The sequence below is a fragment of the Schaedlerella sp. genome (assembly GCF_056796775.1).
In genome coordinates, this window is sequence record NZ_JBQIKP010000019.1 from 1 (window position 1) to 17,716 (window position 17,716).

A 17,716-nucleotide genomic window follows, 5' to 3' on the forward strand; every position below is an offset into this window, starting at 1 on the left:
AACCCTGTCCTTATGGCCGCCTCCACGGGCGGCACACCTTCCGATAACAGCTTCTTTGCCTCATTGATGCGGACTGTCTCAAGGTATCGGTACGGCGTGACTCCTTTTTCTTTGGTAAAGGCCCGCAGCAGCGTTGACTTGCTAAGCCCGGCATGGCGGCAGATCTGGTCTAAATAAATGCGCTCCGTAAAATGCGTTGTCATGTATTCGCAGGCTTTTTCAATCTCCTGCCCGCATTCCGGGATGCAGCTTTCAAAAGGCTTCCCATAATTCTGGATGAGGTATGAAAGCAGGAACAGCAATGTTTCCTCCTTCCCAAACTCCCCTGTTCCTTTCATGACCATCTCATGCAGCGGGCGCAGGTGGCAGGCTGTTTCCTCATCACAGATAACATTCTTTGAAAATCCCGGAAGCTCCCGTTTCCCGGTAGCTTCCTCCGCCAGATCGAGCATGACCTCCTTTGAAATGTTAAAACCCCGGTAATCAAACGTCCCTTCATCACTCTGCACACAGGCATGGCTGTCGCCCGGATTAAAAAGCACAATGCTCCCTTCCTCTATGGCATATTCCCTGTCACGGCAGGAAAGCACCCTCTCCCCTTTCTCCACAAAACCTATGACATAATGCTCATGGAAATGGCTTGGAAACGGCTGCACGATTCCCTCAAAACGGTATGCCTCCATCCTCAATTCATCATCATATACCACTGTCCTTATTTCTTTCTTCATGTGGATTACCTCCAAATTCAATTTTTGAATTTTGTCAAGAGCCATTTTACCTCTTATTTTTTCCTGCGTCTTGTAAAATATCTTCATTTTTCAGATTTAACGTTTCCTGCTATCGTTAAAAAGTGGTGCAAAATCAAAAAACGGAGCTGCTCCCTCAACAGAAAAAAGGCTCAAAAAGCGAAAAAATAAAACCGAAGAACCCGCGAAATGCCTTATTTTCAGGCTTTTCAGCCATTCCGCATTGTATCAATTTCGGTGTTGCGATGTTTCTTTACACCTGTGGATATTTTCCCGATTTTAGCCAAGTGTGATTTGTAAAGCATTATTTTGAAGTATAAAAGCGTGTTGCGTCTTTATCCCTCATTCAGATACTCCTGGCATTTTCGGATAGAATGTGCGATTGCCGGGCGCACAATAAAAACTGCCATACCAACGCTTTCCCGTAAGTATGGCAGTTTTTTCTCAGGTTACAGTTCACTGGCAAGCCAGCGAACTGTAACGAATCCGACCTATTTAAAGTTGCCTTACGGCAAGAGGCCGTATTCCAGCCCCAGTATGTACTAGACTGTGACCGTTCAGCGTGGCGCACGGCCCAGGAGTGAACAGTAACTTTCTCGGGCCATATCCGACCAGGATCAGTCTCTATCCAGCCTTAGTCATCCCTCGCCCGGTATACGCCCGTACAGCTTCGTCATCCTGCGGATTTCCTTTGTCAGTTCCTCCGTGATCTGGCCCTTTTTCAGCCTCCACACCCAGTTATTGCCCAGTGTAGACGGAATGTTGATCCTTGCCTTCTCATCCAGACAAAGGAAATCCTGGATCGGGATGATGCACAGATCCGCAACGCTTCCCATTGCCATGGCGATGAAATCCCAGGACAGGGTATCTTCATCCAGCGCCGGCTTGCGCAGATATTCCCGGGCAAAATCCCGGCATCCCTTGTCTACATTATGGAACCAGCCCCGGGTGGTATCATTGTCATGAGTTCCGGTATAGACCACGCAGTTCGGGATATAGGTATGGGGCAGGTAGTTGGCCGCCTCCCGGGAGTCAAACGCAAACTGGATCACCTTCATCCCCGGGAACCCGGTATCCTTCAAAAGCTGAAGCACCGTGTCCGTCAGATAGCCCAGGTCCTCGGCAATGATATCCAGCTTGCCCAGCTGCTTTTCAATGGCCCTGAAAAACGCGATTCCCGGTCCCGGCTTCCAGCATCCGTTGACCGCCGTCTCATCCCCGTAGGGAATGGTATAATATTCATCAAATCCGCGGAAATGGTCGATCCGCACCTTGTCGTACAGCTTGAAGCTGTAGGCGATCCGCTTCGCCCACCATTCGTAGTCCGTTTTCTTGTGGTATTCCCAGTCATACAAAGGATTCCCCCAGAGCTGTCCCGTAGCCGAAAATGCATCCGGCGGGCAGCCCGCAACCGCAATGGGCAGGTTTTCCTCGTCAAACTGGAACAATTCCGGATTGGCCCAAGTATCCGCACTGTCAAATGCCACATAAATCGGGATGTCCCCGATGATCTGCACACCCTGCTTGTTGGCATAGGCATGCAGCTTCCTCCACTGACAGTCAAACTCGAACTGCTGGAATCGATAAAAGTCCATCTCCTCTTTCAGTTCTTTCTTCGCCTCTTCCAGTGCTTTCGGATCCCGGTCCCGGTATTCCTTTGGCCACTCAATCCAGCTCTTGCCGCCCTGCCGGTCCTTGATCGCCATATACAGGCAGTACTCCGTCAGCCATTCTTCATTTTTTTTCAAAAATTCCTCATATTCGTCATTCTTTTTAAATCGATGAAATGCTTTCCGAAGCACTTTGGACCGCCCGAAATACAGTGCTTCGTAGTCGATCCGATCCTTCTGCTTTCCAAAATTCTGGGCCTTGCACTCTGATTTTGTCAGAAGCCCATCCTTTCGGAGTGTTTTCAGGTCGATATAATAAGGATTTCCCGCAAATGTCGAAAAAGACTGATAAGGAGAATCTCCATAACCCGTAGGCCCCAGGGGCAGGATCTGCCACTTGCTCTGTCCGGCCGCCTTCAGCTGGTCTACAAAATCATACGCTTCCTTCGAAAAACAGCCGATTCCATATTTAGAAGGCAATGCAAAAATCGGAAGCAAAATTCCACTTTCTCTCATACAGGTTCTCCTCCTATTCCTCTGTCTTGTCCGTATTTTCAGAAGCTGCGTGTCCCTCTGTGGATTCGCCGGATGCATTGCCGTCAACATCTGCCTCGCGGGCCTGGTCTTTATCTGTCTCTAATTTCCAGATATCCCTGTTATACTCTTCGATGGTCCGGTCAGACGAGAAAAATCCTGCCTTCGCAATATTCACCAGCATCTTCTTCGCCCATGCTGTCCGATCCTCATAAGCCTTTAACGCCTCTTCCTTTTTCTTCGTATAGGCCTTGAAGTCAAGCAGCGTCATGAACCAGTCTTTATTTAGGAGCTCGTTTTTCAGCCTTGTCAGGTTCTCCTCCTGTCCGATCTCCAGCATCTTCTCACAGGTAATAAAGTCGATCGCCGCCTTGATATCCTGATCCTTTTCGTAATAGCTTCTGGATACATAATCCGCATGCTCATAGTGCTTGATGACCACATCACTCTCCGCGCCGAACACAAAAATATTGTCGTCTCCCACCAGCTCGTGGATCTCCACATTTGCACCGTCCTCGGTTCCCAGGGTGACCGCGCCGTTGAGCATGAACTTCATATTGCCGGTGCCGCTGGCTTCCTTAGATGCCAGGGAGATCTGCTCGGAAATGTCACATGCCGGGATCAGCTTTTCCGCCTTTGTCACGTTGTAGTTCTCAACCATAACGACCTTCAGATAAGGACTGACCTCCGGATCCTGGTTCACGATCTCCTGCAGACAGAGGATCAAGTGAATGATGTCCTTCGCGATCACGTAAGCCGGAGCTGCTTTTGCCCCGAAGATTACTGTAATCGGGGTCGTGGGCTTCTTCCCTGCCTTGATCTCCAGATACTTGTGGATCACATAAAGCGCGTTCATCTGCTGCCGCTTGTACTCATGGAGACGCTTGATCTGGATATCAAAAATCGAGTTGGGATCCAGTTCTACCCCCTGGGTGTGCTTCAGGTACTCACAGAGCACCTTTTTATTTTCATTTTTTATCTCCAGAAGGCGTGAGAGAACCTTTTCGTCCTGTTCAAATTCGAGAAGCTTTTCCAGCTCCTTGGCATCCTTCTTGTACCCGGTTCCGATCTGCTCGTCCAAAAGCCTGGTCAGGAGAGGATTGCAGTAGAGAAGCCAGCGCCGGAATGTGATGCCGTTGGTCTTGTTGTTGAACTTCTCCGGATAGATCCTGTAGAAGTTGTGCAGCTCATTGTCCTTCAGGATCTCGGTATGGAGGGCCGCTACGCCGTTCACACTGAATCCGTAATGGATATCTATATGTGCCATATGTACCACATCCGCATGGTCGATAATCGCAACACTCTCGTCCGAATATTCATTGACTTTTTCTGAGGTTTCCTTCGAAAACTTCCGACTCACCGAATGCCTGCTGATGACGGTATATTTTCTCCTCACCTTGTCATCCAGGATCTCAATGATCGGCACGAGCTGGGGAACGACCTTTTTCAGATAAGCCATGGGCCATTTTTCCAGCGCCTCCGCCAGTATCGTATGGTTGGTATAAGCGCAGGTCCGGGAAACCACGTCGATGGCTTCGTCCATATCCAGTCCCCGGGCAGTGAGAAGCCGGATCATCTCCGGAATCACCATGGTGGGATGGGTATCATTGATCTGGATCACCGCATAGTCCGGCAGGTCATAGAGATTGCTTCCCCGGGCAATACATTCATCCAGGATCAGCTGCGCTCCGTTGCTGACCATAAAATACTGCTGATAGATCCGCAGCAGCCGTCCGTTGTCGTCGCTGTCATCCGGATACAAAAACAGCGTCAGATTCCGCGCGATATCCTCCTTGTCAAAGCTGATCCCGTCCGATACGATGGATTCCTCCACGCTGTCCACGTCAAAGAGATGAAGCTTGTTGGTCCTGTTTTCATAACCTGTCACTTCAATATCATACATTCTGGACTGCAGTGTCAGTCCCCGGAAGGAAACCGGATAAGAGACATCGGTTTTCACAAGCCAGCTCTTATCTTCGATCCATGGATTCGGAGTTTCCTTCTGCAGCCGGTCTTCAAATTCCTGCTTGAACAGCCCCAGGTGATAATTCAGCCCGATCCCGTCGCCGCACATTCCCAGCGTGGCAATAGAATCCAAAAAGCACGCCGCAAGACGACCCAGTCCGCCGTTTCCGAGAGACGGCTCCGGCTCCAGCTCTTCGATCTCGCAGAGGTCCTTTCCGTTTTTCGCAAGGACATCCCGCGCTTCCTCATAGATCCCCAGATTGATCATGTTGTTTGACAGCAGCTTTCCGATCAGAAATTCCGCGGAAATATAGTAGATCTTTTTCTTTTCTTGGACTGCTTCCTTTTCTTTTGCAAGCTCCTGTACCATCTGCAGGAGCGCGCCGAAAATTTCTTCATTGGATGCTTCTGCAATTCCCTTTCCCAGATGTGTCTGCAATGTTTCCTGTACGCTCATAGTCTGTTTCAAATCCTCCTTAAATATCATTATACTCACGGCCGATGAAATCTGCTGTAAGTATCTCGCCAGCCGCAGTCGCGAAGCGGCAGATTTCCTTATACGGCTGTGTGCGTCATATTATACTGAACGGCAGATTTATCCGGCGCTCAGTATACATTTACCCCTGTTTCCCGATGTAGTATAATTCGATGGGGTCGATGGGATCAATGGGATTCTCCTGCTCCATCTTCGTATTGCGTCCGTGGCGGCGCAAAAGCTCTCCGCCCTTGTTATAGAACCAGAAGGAATAGGTCAGGATCAGCTTCACCTTCCCCATCTTTTCTTTTGTTGTCCTGTGATAATAGTTTCCCCCTGTCTCAAAGGCCGTCTTCTTATGGATCATGGAGATCAGTTCGGTCTCACAGGTCACTGGCTCCGGCAGAATGGTATAGGCCCTGCCCACGCAGTCCGGCTTGTGGGCGTCGCTTCCCCCTACCCGGACCTTGTCATATTTTTTGGCCAGCTTCAACGCATTCGCATTGGACTCCTCGGACTCACAGCAGTTGAATGACTCCACAAAATCAAACCGCTTCATCAGCTCCGGAGATATTCGGTAACGCTTGGTGTTGGCAAAGCTTAAGTACTTCTCCCCGCATGGATGAGCAGGTCCGAGCACGCCGCCGTTGCGGTGTACAAAGTCGATCAGGACGGAGACCCGCATCCCGCGCAGCTCCAGCAGCCGCATCTTTACTCCTTCCGGCATGATGACCAGAATATGGCCCGCGTCACGGGTATCGTACTCGATCCCCTTCAATACGACAAAATCCTTATGCCGTTTTCCCTTGATATGGTTCTTCCAGTAACGGTAGCCCTTGTAGGTGTTGTGATCGGTAATCACCATCCCCTGGAATCCCTTTGCCTTGAGCAGCATGATATACTCTTCCACTCCCACCTTGCTGTCCAGGGATCCTTCCCTAACATGACAATGCATATCAATCTTCATTCAGATATCATCTCCTTAATATCGATAGAGTTTACCTCCTCCTTATCTTGTGTGTTCTCTTATTTCTTATTCTTTTTCGGCGCTGCTTTTTTCTTTTTTTGATTCTTTCCCGCCGTGCCCTTTTTTGCGGCAGCCGGCTTTTTGTCCAGTTCATCAATCATAGCGCGCGCCTTTTCCACTTCATTTGCAGTGGAGTTCTGTTCCCGGATCTTTTTTGCGTTCTCCAGGGTTCTCTTTTTCCGCTTCCCGGATTCCATCAAGAGCTGCACGGCGATACCTGCGACAACAAGGACTCCGATGACCGCATACCGGACGATCTGATTGTCAAACGGCAGAAAGGATATGATTCCCGTGCCGGCACTCATTCCGCCGTTGATACCTGTGATCACGATGATGATCAGTTCCGCAAAGCGGATCGTAAACAGTGCCACAACCAGGCCGATTCCAGCGCAGGCCAGCGCAAGCTTCCAGTCCTTCGGCCGCAGGACAAGCAGCGCCAGAGAGCTTCCCGTGATCCAGGCGATCAGGAATACCCCGACATGATAAAATACCGCGCCCAGAATCGCCAGAAGGATTCCTCCTACTGCTCCGCAGATCAGGATCAAATTGGAACTCAGATTGAACGCCGCGGCAACTCCCGTACCGATTCCGAATCCGAGTGCCAATCCCAGGATCGCCGCCCATACCCGGATCAGCTTCAGTCCGAAGAAGCACCATAAAAGCCCGATCACGATGGAGAGCACCGATGCGATCATCAGCGCATTTTTCATGGGGCCGCCCATGCTCTCCAGATTCTTGAGGATTGCTTCATAATCCGTTCCCTGCATGCTGCTCATCAGTTTGTTAACATCCATAGCTCCATACTCCTTTGTCCCTTATAAATTTTTCTCCCTGATATACCGATTTTTCCGGTGTATTGTACCATTTGTCCTGAATTGTCAGTATATCGAAACTTTACCGATGAAGTTTTCCTATGAATTTATTCTACCAATTTTTGCTGTATTATACAAGAAAAAATTTGAGAGGCCGTTGACAATTTTAACAGCAGTTATTAAAATATTGGGTAGCTGTTCGTTACGCTTCATGGTGCCTTGTACCTTGCCGCTCCGAACAGTGATCTACTATAAAAATATCAAAGGAGTTTATGTATATGGAGCATTTAGTTATTCCTGACGGATACCATTCCCCGCTGACGATCCGGGAGACTGAGGTAGCCATCAAGGAAGTCAAGGATCATTTTGAACGCGCTCTGGCAAAATCACTGCATCTGACCCGTGTATCGGCGCCCCTGTTTGTCCGGCCGGAATCCGGTCTCAACGACAACCTGAACGGGGTGGAGCGTCCCGTCGCATTCGGCATCCGGGAGCAGGACGAAGCCCCGGCTGAGATCGTCCATTCCCTTGCCAAGTGGAAGCGCCATGCCCTCAAGCATTACGGTTTTCACTCCGGAGAAGGCTTATATACGGATATGAGTGCCATCCGCCGGGATGAGGACACCGATAATATTCATTCTTTATATGTGGATCAATGGGACTGGGAAAAGGTCATTTCCAAAGAAGAGCGGAATATGGAGACGCTGGAATATACGGTACGGAAGGTATTCAGTGCCTTGAAGGAGACGGAAGAGTTCATATCCAGACGCTACAATTACATAGATCCTCTTCTGCCGGAGGATATTTTCTTTATCACGTCCCAGGAGCTGGAGGATATGTATCCGGACTGTACCCCGAAGGAACGGGAGAACCGGATCACGAAGGTGAAAAAGGCGGTCTTTGTTTCCCAGATTGGAAAGGAACTTGCTTCCGGTCAAAAGCATGACGGCCGCGCGCCGGACTATGACGACTGGGAGTTGAACGGGGATATCCTAGTCTGGTATCCCACCCTGCATATGGGGCTGGAGCTCTCTTCCATGGGGATCCGAGTGGATGAAGCTTCTCTGTCCAGACAGTTAAAGCTGGCCGGATGTGAGGAGCGTGCCGAACTGCCGTTCCAGAAGGCCCTTTTAAACCGGGAACTGCCCTATACCATCGGGGGCGGCATCGGCCAGTCCAGGATCTGTATGTATTACCTGCGCAAGGCCCATATCGGGGAGGTGCAGTCGTCCATCTGGCCGGAGGACGCACTTCATGAGGCCAGGGAGCATGGGATTCAGTTATTGTAAGTAAACGATCAAAAAAGCAGGTCTGCTGCAGGCACCAAACCGAAAGCAGATCTGCTTTTTCGTTTTTCTCAATCACAGGATTCCCAACCCTTCCAGCAGGATCTTCGCTCCGATCAGGATCAGGATGATACCGCCGCACAGCTCAGCCCTTGACCTGTATTTTGTACCGAATATGCTCCCGATCTTTACTCCCACAGCCGAACAGACAAAGGTCACCACTCCGATGAAGCTCACTGCCGGGATGATGGATACTTTCAAAAATGCAAAGGTCACTCCTACCGCAAGCGCGTCGATGCTTGTCGCGACCGCCAGCAAAAGCATGGACCGCGCCGACATAGAGCCGTCCATCTGCTCCTCTTTGTCAAAGGACTCCTTCACCATCTTTCCTCCGATGATGATGAGCAGAATAAATGCGATCCAATGGTCATATTCCGTGATCGCATCGGCAAAAAATCTGCCCAGGTAATATCCGATCAGAGGCATCAGCGCCTGAAAGCCTCCAAACCAGGCCCCCGCAATGTACATGTGTTTTCTGCGGATCCTCCCAAGGGACAATCCCTTACAGACAGACACCGCAAACGCGTCCATGGAAAGCCCTACGGCCAGTACAAAAAGTTCAAAAATTCCCATTTTTCTTTTCCTTTCCCCTATCCTATATCAACGGTCCTTGCCATCCTATTGCGCTCCCTTCGGAAACATGTACTTTCATATTGGATTATAGCATAGAAGAACCGGCCTTCACAATCGCTATTTAGAAAACCCGAGATTGTCTTTGTTTTCCATATCCACTATAATCTTGATATAATCCTCCGTCTTATCCCGCATGATATGAAATCCCTGTTCCAAATCTTCCAAAGAAAATGTGTGGGTGATCAAGCCGGCAGGATCGATCCGTTTATGAGTCAGTCGTTCCAGTACATACTGCCAGTCGTCCTGCAGATCCTCGCTGAGTTTCTTTTTCTGAAATGAAAAGGAAGAATTCCATGTTCCGGTCACTGTCAGCTGATTTCTCAGGATCTTCCAGTATACGGCTTTTTCCAGATTCATATCGGAAAACGGATTTCCCACCAGCATGACTCTTCCCCCGGGGGCTGTATGATCGATTGCCCATGTTAAAGTCTCATTTTTCCCCACACATTCGTAAAATATATCCGCTCCCGCACCGTCCGTATGTTCCGTCAGCCATTGTCCCGCATCCTGTTTTCTGCTGTCACACCATGCTTCCTCCGGAAGTCCCAGCTTCCCAAGCATCTGTTTCTGAAATTCCTTGTTGCCGATGGCCAGGATATTTTTCACTCCTGCCTCCTGCAGGAACATGATCAGCAGGAGCCCGATCGTACCAAGCCCGCATACTGCCGCGATATCTGCCGGATCCGGCGCGGCCCGCCTCATGGCATGAACCGCTACTGCCATGGGTTCCAGCATGGCGGCCTCTGCAAACGTCACGTTATCCGGCAGTATGATCAGATTCTCCGCCGGAACTGCCGCATATTCCGCAAAACCGCCGTCTGCGCGGGAACCCAGATAGCTGTAATGCCTGCACATCTCATACTGCTCCTTCCGGCAGGGTCCGCAGGCTCTGCATGGAACCAGCGGGAAAATCCCCACACGCTTCCCGATCCATCCGGGATCTACTGCTTTTCCCGCTTTTTCCACTACTCCGGAAAATTCATGCCCCGGGATCAACGGGAAGGAATACGTGCCGTTCTGGTAGACCCTGGGGATGTCAGAACCGCAGATTCCGGCTGCTTTCACCTCAACCAGCACTTCGCCGTCATGAAGAACCGGTTCCTCTATATTATCCAATCTGAAATCATTGATATCATGCAACATCCATGCCTTCATGCGTCCTTCTCCCCTCTATAATTTACTTTTTCAGATTTTTCAAAAAGGCATCTGCCAGCTCCGGCCAGACAGCCACTTCAGGTTCCGGCGCTGGTACCCTTTCCGCATGCCGCTTTTCCTGTTCTTCCCATTCCGCCCGAACCCTTTCCGGTACGGTAACTTCCCCGGACTTCACCTTCCGCATTACACAGACCAGCTGTTCCTCCGTATACGGGCTCATATGCACTCCGTTGGCCCAGTCCTCATCTGCCAGGGACAGCCCGTGTATTCCTCTGGTGAACATATGGAACGCGCAGGGAACTCCGTTTTCCCGGCATGCCCTGACATACATCTCACTGTTCTCCACCGGCACCGTCTCATCCGTTGCAGTGGCCCACAAAAAACAGGGCGGCGTCTGCCCGGTGACCTGCTTTTCCAGAGACATATATTCCAGCTCTTCCGCCGAAGCATCCTCTCCCAGCAATGCAGCAAAAGAACCTCTGTGCGCCTCATCCCCGGAAGTAATGACCGGGTAGCTCAGGATCGCCGAATCCGGTCGGTTTGAGATCCCGCTGTATTCGACCGAATTGTCTCCGATATCCTTATAATGTACGCACAGACTGCCGCACAAATGTCCTCCTGCCGAAAATCCGCAGACCGTCAGCTCATCCCCGATTACAGAAAAGATATCCGCATTCTTCCGGATATAGCGGACTGCCCGGGAGATATCCTTCAGCGGCTGAAGCTTTAACGGAACCGACTTTAGAAAATTGACAGTATACGTCAGCACAAAGGTCTGATACCCTTTCTCATAAAATTTCCGCGCCACCAGCTCCCCCTCTGACGGCGCGACCACGCAGTAGGCCCCACCCGGTACGACCAGGATACATGGCCGTTTTACATCATCCTCGTGGATGTAAGAGGTGATATTGGGCACAAATCCAAAGGCATGGTCATAGGAATATTCTCCCGGTTCCCAGATTTTGTACGATTCTGTTTTCATGTTCTGCTTCCTCCGTATTTATATTTTGCTGTTGAAATATTCTTGCGTCACTTTTCTTTGCTTCTTGAAACCTTTCCGCTTCAATTGTAACCAAAAGCGTATACGTTGTCAATTCGGATTACATACAGAAGAACTGCCACTGGCAGCTTTTCGTTACATGTCACACCCTGACCAATCACTACGCTGATTGGTCAGGAGGATGCACATAAAAGCTGGGATTCAGGCCGTTCATTGCCGCAGGCAATTTAAAATGACGGCCTGAGTTACAGGGCACGCCTGGTCAAGGTGTGACCTGTAACAGCTTTTCTGCATACGATGATATAACAAAAGATCCCGGCATCCATCATTTGCCGGATGCCGGGATCTTTTTATCATTTTTTACAATTCACGCTTTAAATCCCCGCTGTAAAACGCAGATTCTTTCTCTCTTAGTCTTCTCCGTAGAGTGTTACCAGCTTCTTCAGATAAGCATATCTTTCCATAGCTTCCTTCTCATTCTGTGCGAAGAGTTTTGCAGCCTTCTCCGGATTTGCTCTCTTCAATGCGTTGTAACGAACCTCTCCGTCAAGGAATGCCTGGTATTCTTCACCCTTTGGCTCCTTGCTGTCCAGAGTGAACTTGTTGCCTTCCGCCGCCGGATTGTACCGGAAGTTGTTCCAGTATCCGCACTCAACCGCAAGCTGTTCCTCTGTCTGAGCCTTGCTCATGCCCTTCTTGATACCATGGTTGATACACGGAGCGTAAGCAATGATCAGTGACGGCCCCGGATAAGCCTCTGCCTCGGAGATTGCCTTGACAGTCTGGTTGAAGTCCGCGCCCATGGCGATCTGTGCTACGTATACATAGCCATAGCTCATCGCGATGCCTGCCAAGTCTTTCTTCTTGGTCTCTTTTCCGCCTGCGGCGAACTGCGCGGTTGCACCGGTCTTGGTCGCCTTGGAAGACTGTCCGCCTGTGTTGGAGTAAACTTCGGTATCAAATACCATCACGTTGATGTCTTTTCCGCTTGCAAGCACGTGGTCAACACCGCCGAATCCGATATCGTAAGCCCATCCGTCACCGCCGAATACCCACTGGGATTTCTTTGCAAGGAAGTCTTTTTCCTTGAGCAGCTCTGCTCTTTCCGGACATCCGCATCCGCATGCTTCCAGAGCAGCTACCAGCTTGTCTGTAGCAGCGCCGTTTTCCGCACCGATGTTAAAGGTATCCAGATATTCCTTAGCCGCAGCCTTCACGTCCTCATTGTCTCCGCTTTCCGCCAGCTTCTCCACTTTTACTTTCAGACGGTCTCTGATGGTATTCTGAGCAAGCAGCATACCATAGCCGAACTCTGCGTTATCCTCGAACAGGGAGTTAGACCATGCAGGTCCTCTTCCGTTGGCATCTACGGTATATGGTGTAGACGGTGAAGAGTTGCCCCAGATGGAGGAACATCCTGTTGCGTTTGCAATATACATCCTGTCACCGAACAGCTGGGTGATCAGTTTTGCGTAAGGTGTCTCGCCGCAGCCCGCGCATGCGCCTGAGAATTCAAGCAATGGCTGTTTGAACTGGCTTCCCTTTACAGTAGCCGGTTTGAACTTCGCGACTACTTCCGGTTTTACAGGAATCTCCACGCCAAAATCGAAGCCCTTCTGTACGGTCTCCACATTTGCTTCCATGTTTTCCATAACCAGAGCCTTCTCGCCCTTTTTACCCGGACATACATTCGCACAGGAACCGCATCCCGTACAGTCAAGGCCGGACACGGTGATGGCAAACTTCATCTCCGGCATACCGGTCATCGGCAGAGTCGCCTGTCCTTCCGGAACCTTTGCTGCCTCTTCTTCTGTAAGAGCTACCGGACGGATAACAGCGTGCGGACATACGTACGCACAGCGGTTACACTGGATACAGTTCTCCGGCTTCCAGATCGGGATATCTACCGCGATACCGCGCTTCTCGTATGCGGAGGAGCCGGACGGGGTAGAGCCGTCTACATAGTCCTTGAACGCGGATACCGGGAGGGAATTTCCTTCCTGTGCATTCACCTTCGCCTGGATATTCTTTACAAAATCAACCACGTCTTTTCTTCCGTCTTCACTTACATGCGGAACGGTCAGACCTTCGTCAGCAGCGCCCTTCCAGCTGTCCGGAACTGCTACTTCTACAACCTGCTTCGCGCCTGCGTCAATGGCGTCATAGTTCATCTGAACGATCTTGTCGCCCTTTCTTCCGTAGGTCGCCTTTGCGGCCTTCTTCATCAGGTCGATGGCTTCCTCTTCCGGAATGATGGCTGCCAGCTTGAAGAACGCAGACTGCAGCACGGTATTGATACGTCCGCCAAGTCCGATCTCCTTACCGATTTTGATACCGTCGATGGTGTAGAACTTGATGCCGTGGTTTGCGATAAACGCCTTTACCTGTCCCGGAAGATGCTTGTCCAGTCCTTCTGCGTCCCATGGGCAGTTCAGAAGGAAGGTACCGCCGTCTACCAGCTCCTGTACCATGTTGTACTTGTCAATATAAGACGGATTGTGGCATGCAACAAAGTTCGCCTGGCGGATCAGGTAGGTGGACTTGATCGGGGATTTACCAAAACGCAGGTGGGACATGGTCACGCCGCCTGACTTCTTGGAATCATAATCAAAGTACGCCTGTGCATACATATCCGTGTTGTCGCCGATGATCTTGATGGAGTTCTTGTTCGCTCCAACCGTACCGTCTGCGCCCAGTCCCCAGAACTTGCAGTTGATGGTTCCTTCCGGTGTAGTAACCAAAGGAGCGCCTGCATCCAAAGACAGGTTGGTCACATCGTCTTCGATACCGATGGTGAACAGCTTCTTCTCTGTATTCTTCAGTACGGCTACGATCTGTGCCGGTGTGGTATCCTTTGAACCCAGTCCGTAACGTCCGGAAAGTACCGGAACCGCGTCGAACTTCGTGCCCTTCAATGCCGCAACAACATCCAGGTACAGAGGCTCGCCCAGAGCGCCCGGCTCTTTTGTCCTGTCAAGGACGGAGATGGTCTTCACGGAATCCGGAATCGCGTCGATCAGTGCCTGCGCGGAGAACGGTCTGTAAAGACGTACCTTTACAACACCCACCTTCTCGCCTGCCGCAAGCAGATAGTCAATGGTCTCCTCGATGGTATCACATACGGAACCCATTGCAACGATCACGCGCTCCGCGTCCGGCGCGCCATAGTAGTTGAACAGCTTATAATCTGTACCGATCTTCGCGTTCACCTTGTTCATATAATCCTGAACGATTCCCGGAAGGGCATCATAGTATGGATTGCATGCTTCTCTTGCCTGGAAGAAGATATCCGGGTTCTGAGCGGAACCTCTCTGGCATGGGTGATTCGGATTCAGCGCATGAGCACGGAACTCGTCGATCGCGTCCATATTGACCAGGTCTTTCAAGTCTTCGTAATCCCAGGTTTCGATTTTCTGGATCTCGTGGGAGGTTCTGAATCCGTCGAAGAAGTTGATAAACGGAATCTTGCCTTCAAGAGCCGCGCAATGAGCAACCGCTGTCAAGTCCATTACTTCCTGTACGCTGGATTCACAGAGCATAGCCGCGCCAGTCTGGCGGCATGCATATACGTCGGAATGGTCTCCGAAGATGGAGAGCGCGTGGCTCGCGATCGCGCGGGCGGATACGTTGAACACGCCTGGCAGCTGCTCGCCTGCTACTTTATATAAGTTAGGAATCATCAGAAGTAATCCCTGTGATGCTGTAAATGTTGTAGTCAAAGCTCCTGCGGATAAGGAACCGTGTACAGCCCCGGCTGCACCTGCCTCGGACTGCATCTCTGTCACCTGTACGGTCTGTCCGAAGATATTCTCTCTTCCCTCGGTTGCCCACTCGTCAACATGCTCGGGCATAACAGATGATGGGGTGATGGGGTAGATCGCTGCAACCTCAGTATACGCGTAGGAAACATGAGCTGCGGCCTGATTACCATCCATGGTCTTCATTTTTCTTGCCATTGTTTGCTCCTCCTTAATTAGTACATTGTAAAAGTTTTAATTTTCACATGTGAGTTTATTATATCCCCAAAATTAGTAAAAGTCTATAGAAAGAATCATGGTTTTTTGTTTATTTTGGGGTACAAGGCCGAAGCATTTTTTTACGCCTCAGCCTTTTTTACAATATTTTTCATATAACATGCGTATAGTTTTTATCCTTTATTTGTGTAACTGCTCCCTCCGCGCTTTTGTCCCATTTTAATTCAATTCACGCAGAGAAATTCCTCGATCGCTCTTTTTTACCTTTTTAATACAATTTCGCGCTGATATGCTTCGGACGGAATCCTTTCCTCTCCAGCGCCTCCAGGATTCGGTGCTTATGCTCCGTCCCAAACGCCTCCATGGTGATGCGCAGCTCCACTGCCGCATTCCGGTTGGTGCTGACAAATTGGTTGTGCTCCAGCTTGATGACATTGCCCTGCTCCTCCGCAATGGTGGCGGCCACCCGCACCAGCTCGCCCGGCTTATCCGGAAGCAGAACGGATACGGAAAAAATCCGGTCTCTCTGGATCAGTCCATGCTGTACGATGGAGGACATGGTGATCACATCCATATTGCCTCCGCTTAAGACACAGACCACTTTTTTCCCTCTGCAGTCCAGCTGCTTCAAAGCGGCAACCGACAGGAGCCCTGAATTTTCCACGATCATCTTGTGGTTCTCCACCATGTCCAGAAATGCCCCGATCAGTTCATCATCCTCCACCAGGAGCATGTCATCCACATTTTCTTTCACATAAGGAAATACATTCTTTCCCACTGCCTTTACGGCTGTGCCGTCTGCGATCGTGTTGGCTGTTTCCAGCTCCACCACTTCCCCGGCTTCCAGCGCGGCGCTCATGCTGGCCGCTTCGATGGGCTCCACTCCCACCACCTTGATCTTTGGATTCAGCATCTTGGCCAGTGTAGCCACCCCGCTGATCAGACCGCCGCCTCCCACCGGGACCAGGATATAGTCTACCGTGGGCAGCTCCTGTACGATCTCCATGGCAATGGTCCCCTGTCCGGTCGCCACGTCCAGATCGTCGAAGGGATGGACGAAGGTATACCCCTTTTCCTCAGCCAGTTTTGTGGCATACTCACAAGCATCGTCGTACACATCTCCGTAAAGAATGACTTCCGCTCCGTAGCTCTTGGTCCGGTTGACCTTGATCAGCGGCGTCACCGTAGGCATGACAATGGTCGCCTTACATCCAAACGCGTTGGCCGCATAGGCCACGCCCTGGGCATGGTTTCCAGCGGAGGCCGTGATCAGTCCCCGACTCCGCTCCTCCTCGGAAAGGGTGCTGATCTTGTAGTAGGCCCCCCGCAGTTTGTAGGCCCCCGTATGCTGCATATTTTCCGGCTTCAGATACACCCTTCCGCCCGTCTGCTCGCTCAGATAATCACTGTATACCAGCTTGGTGGAACTGGTCACCCGCTTCACCACTTCCGTGGCATCTTCAAATTTCTCCAATGTCATCATTCTGGCTCTCTCCCTTCTCTTTTTCCTCATCTCTGTAGAATAACGCATTCACAAATTCATCCGCGTCAAATTTCTGCAGGTCATCAATGGACTCCCCGACTCCGATATATTTCACCGGGATTCCCAGCTCCGCCTGGATCGCCACGGCGATCCCTCCCTTTGCCGTTCCGTCCATCTTGGTCAGAATCACTCCGGTAATGTCCGCCACCTCGTTAAATTCCTTCGCCTGGGCAAGCGCGTTCTGTCCTGTGGTCGCGTCCAGTACCACCAGTGTCTCATGATAGGCTTCCGGATATTCCCGCTCAATGACCCGGTAGATCTTTTTCAGCTCTTCCATCAGGTTCTTTTTATTGTGCAGCCGCCCCGCCGTATCGCACAGCAGGATATCCGCCTTTCTGGCCTTCGCGGCAGCCACCGCGTCAAATACCACCGAAGCCGGGTCCGCCCCTTCCTGGCCGCCGATCATATCCACCTGGGCACGGTTCGCCCATTCCTTTAACTGCTCGCCTGCTGCCGCGCGGAAGGTATCCGCCGCCGCCAAAATCACCTTTTTACGCTCCGCGCGGAACTTTCCCGCCAGCTTCCCGATGGTGGTGGTCTTACCCACGCCGTTGACGCCGATCACGAACACCACAGACTGCCTGTCCTCAAATTCGTAGGCCGTCTCGCCCACATCCATCTGCTCCTTGATGCTGTCGATCAGAAGCTGCCTGCATTCCACAGGTTCTTTGATGTGCCGCTCTTTCACCTTTGCCTTCAAATCTTCGATGATCTCTTCCGTGGTTCTCACCCCCAGGTCGCCCATGATCAGAGTTTCTTCCAGCTCCTCATAAAAATCATCGTCAATCTTCGAAAAACCATGGAAAATGCTGTCCATCCCGGACACGATATTGTCTCTGGTCTTCGTAAGCCCTGACACAAGACGCTTAAAAAATCCCTGTTTCTCTTCTCCCATT

Annotated in this window: 12 protein-coding genes; 1 reads left to right on the top strand and 11 read right to left on the bottom strand. The window is 50.8% G+C overall.

The window, feature by feature from the left end; translation table 11 throughout:
- The 5 genes from ACTOY7_RS10250 to ACTOY7_RS10270 all read right to left on the bottom strand — a co-directional run.
- On the bottom strand, positions 1–728 hold a 728-nt coding region (locus tag ACTOY7_RS10250), incomplete at its 3' end, for an AraC family ligand binding domain-containing protein (protein ID WP_482672672.1).
- A gap of 656 nt (positions 729–1,384) precedes the next feature.
- Positions 1,385–2,872 (bottom strand): 4-alpha-glucanotransferase, encoded by a 1,488-nt coding sequence (gene malQ, locus ACTOY7_RS10255; RefSeq protein ID WP_160282348.1) that lies wholly within the window; start codon positions 2,870–2,872, stop codon positions 1,385–1,387.
- A 13-nt stretch (positions 2,873–2,885) separates the two neighbouring features.
- Positions 2,886–5,312, bottom strand: a complete 2,427-nt coding sequence (locus tag ACTOY7_RS10260; protein WP_300885971.1) for a glycogen/starch/alpha-glucan phosphorylase — start codon at positions 5,310–5,312, stop codon at positions 2,886–2,888.
- Between the two features lie 160 nt (positions 5,313–5,472).
- Positions 5,473–6,297 carry a PHP domain-containing protein gene (locus ACTOY7_RS10265; protein WP_160282350.1) on the bottom strand — a complete coding sequence of 275 codons (825 nt, stop codon included), beginning with the start codon at positions 6,295–6,297 and terminating at the stop codon, positions 5,473–5,475.
- 59 nt (positions 6,298–6,356) lie between these two features.
- Positions 6,357–7,151: an ABC-2 transporter permease gene (locus tag ACTOY7_RS10270; protein WP_160282351.1), complete on the bottom strand. Its 795-nt coding sequence runs from the start codon at positions 7,149–7,151 to the stop codon at positions 6,357–6,359.
- Positions 7,152–7,447: 296 nt separating this feature from the next.
- On the opposite strand from ACTOY7_RS10270, the gene asnA reads away from it, so the two are divergent.
- A complete protein-coding gene (asnA, locus tag ACTOY7_RS10275) occupies positions 7,448–8,458 on the top strand; it encodes an aspartate--ammonia ligase (protein ID WP_160282352.1) in 1,011 nt (336 codons plus the stop codon).
- 72 nt (positions 8,459–8,530) lie between these two features.
- Here the strand turns inward: asnA and ACTOY7_RS10280 are convergent, their stop codons facing one another.
- The 6 genes from ACTOY7_RS10280 to ftsY all read right to left on the bottom strand — a co-directional run bounded on the left by ACTOY7_RS10280 (position 8,531) and on the right by ftsY (position 17,715).
- Positions 8,531–9,088, bottom strand: coding sequence for a manganese efflux pump MntP (locus ACTOY7_RS10280; protein ID WP_160282353.1), 558 nt, complete (start codon positions 9,086–9,088; stop codon positions 8,531–8,533).
- Between the two features lie 117 nt (positions 9,089–9,205).
- A complete protein-coding gene (locus ACTOY7_RS10285) occupies positions 9,206–10,303 on the bottom strand; it encodes a galactitol-1-phosphate 5-dehydrogenase (RefSeq protein WP_394684574.1) in 1,098 nt (365 codons plus the stop codon).
- Positions 10,304–10,325: 22 nt separating this feature from the next.
- Positions 10,326–11,285 (bottom strand): alpha/beta hydrolase, encoded by a 960-nt coding sequence (locus ACTOY7_RS10290; protein WP_394684573.1) that lies wholly within the window; start codon positions 11,283–11,285, stop codon positions 10,326–10,328.
- Positions 11,286–11,713: 428 nt separating this feature from the next.
- Positions 11,714–15,259 (bottom strand): pyruvate:ferredoxin (flavodoxin) oxidoreductase, encoded by a 3,546-nt coding sequence (nifJ, locus tag ACTOY7_RS10295; protein ID WP_160282356.1) that lies wholly within the window; start codon positions 15,257–15,259, stop codon positions 11,714–11,716.
- 286 nt (positions 15,260–15,545) lie between these two features.
- A complete protein-coding gene (ilvA, locus tag ACTOY7_RS10300; protein WP_160282357.1) occupies positions 15,546–16,760 on the bottom strand; it encodes a threonine ammonia-lyase in 1,215 nt (404 codons plus the stop codon).
- Positions 16,738–17,715 (bottom strand): signal recognition particle-docking protein FtsY, encoded by a 978-nt coding sequence (ftsY, locus tag ACTOY7_RS10305; protein WP_160282358.1) that lies wholly within the window; start codon positions 17,713–17,715, stop codon positions 16,738–16,740. The genes ilvA and ftsY overlap by 23 nt, the downstream gene beginning before the upstream one ends.
- Position 17,716: the final 1 nt, after the last annotated feature.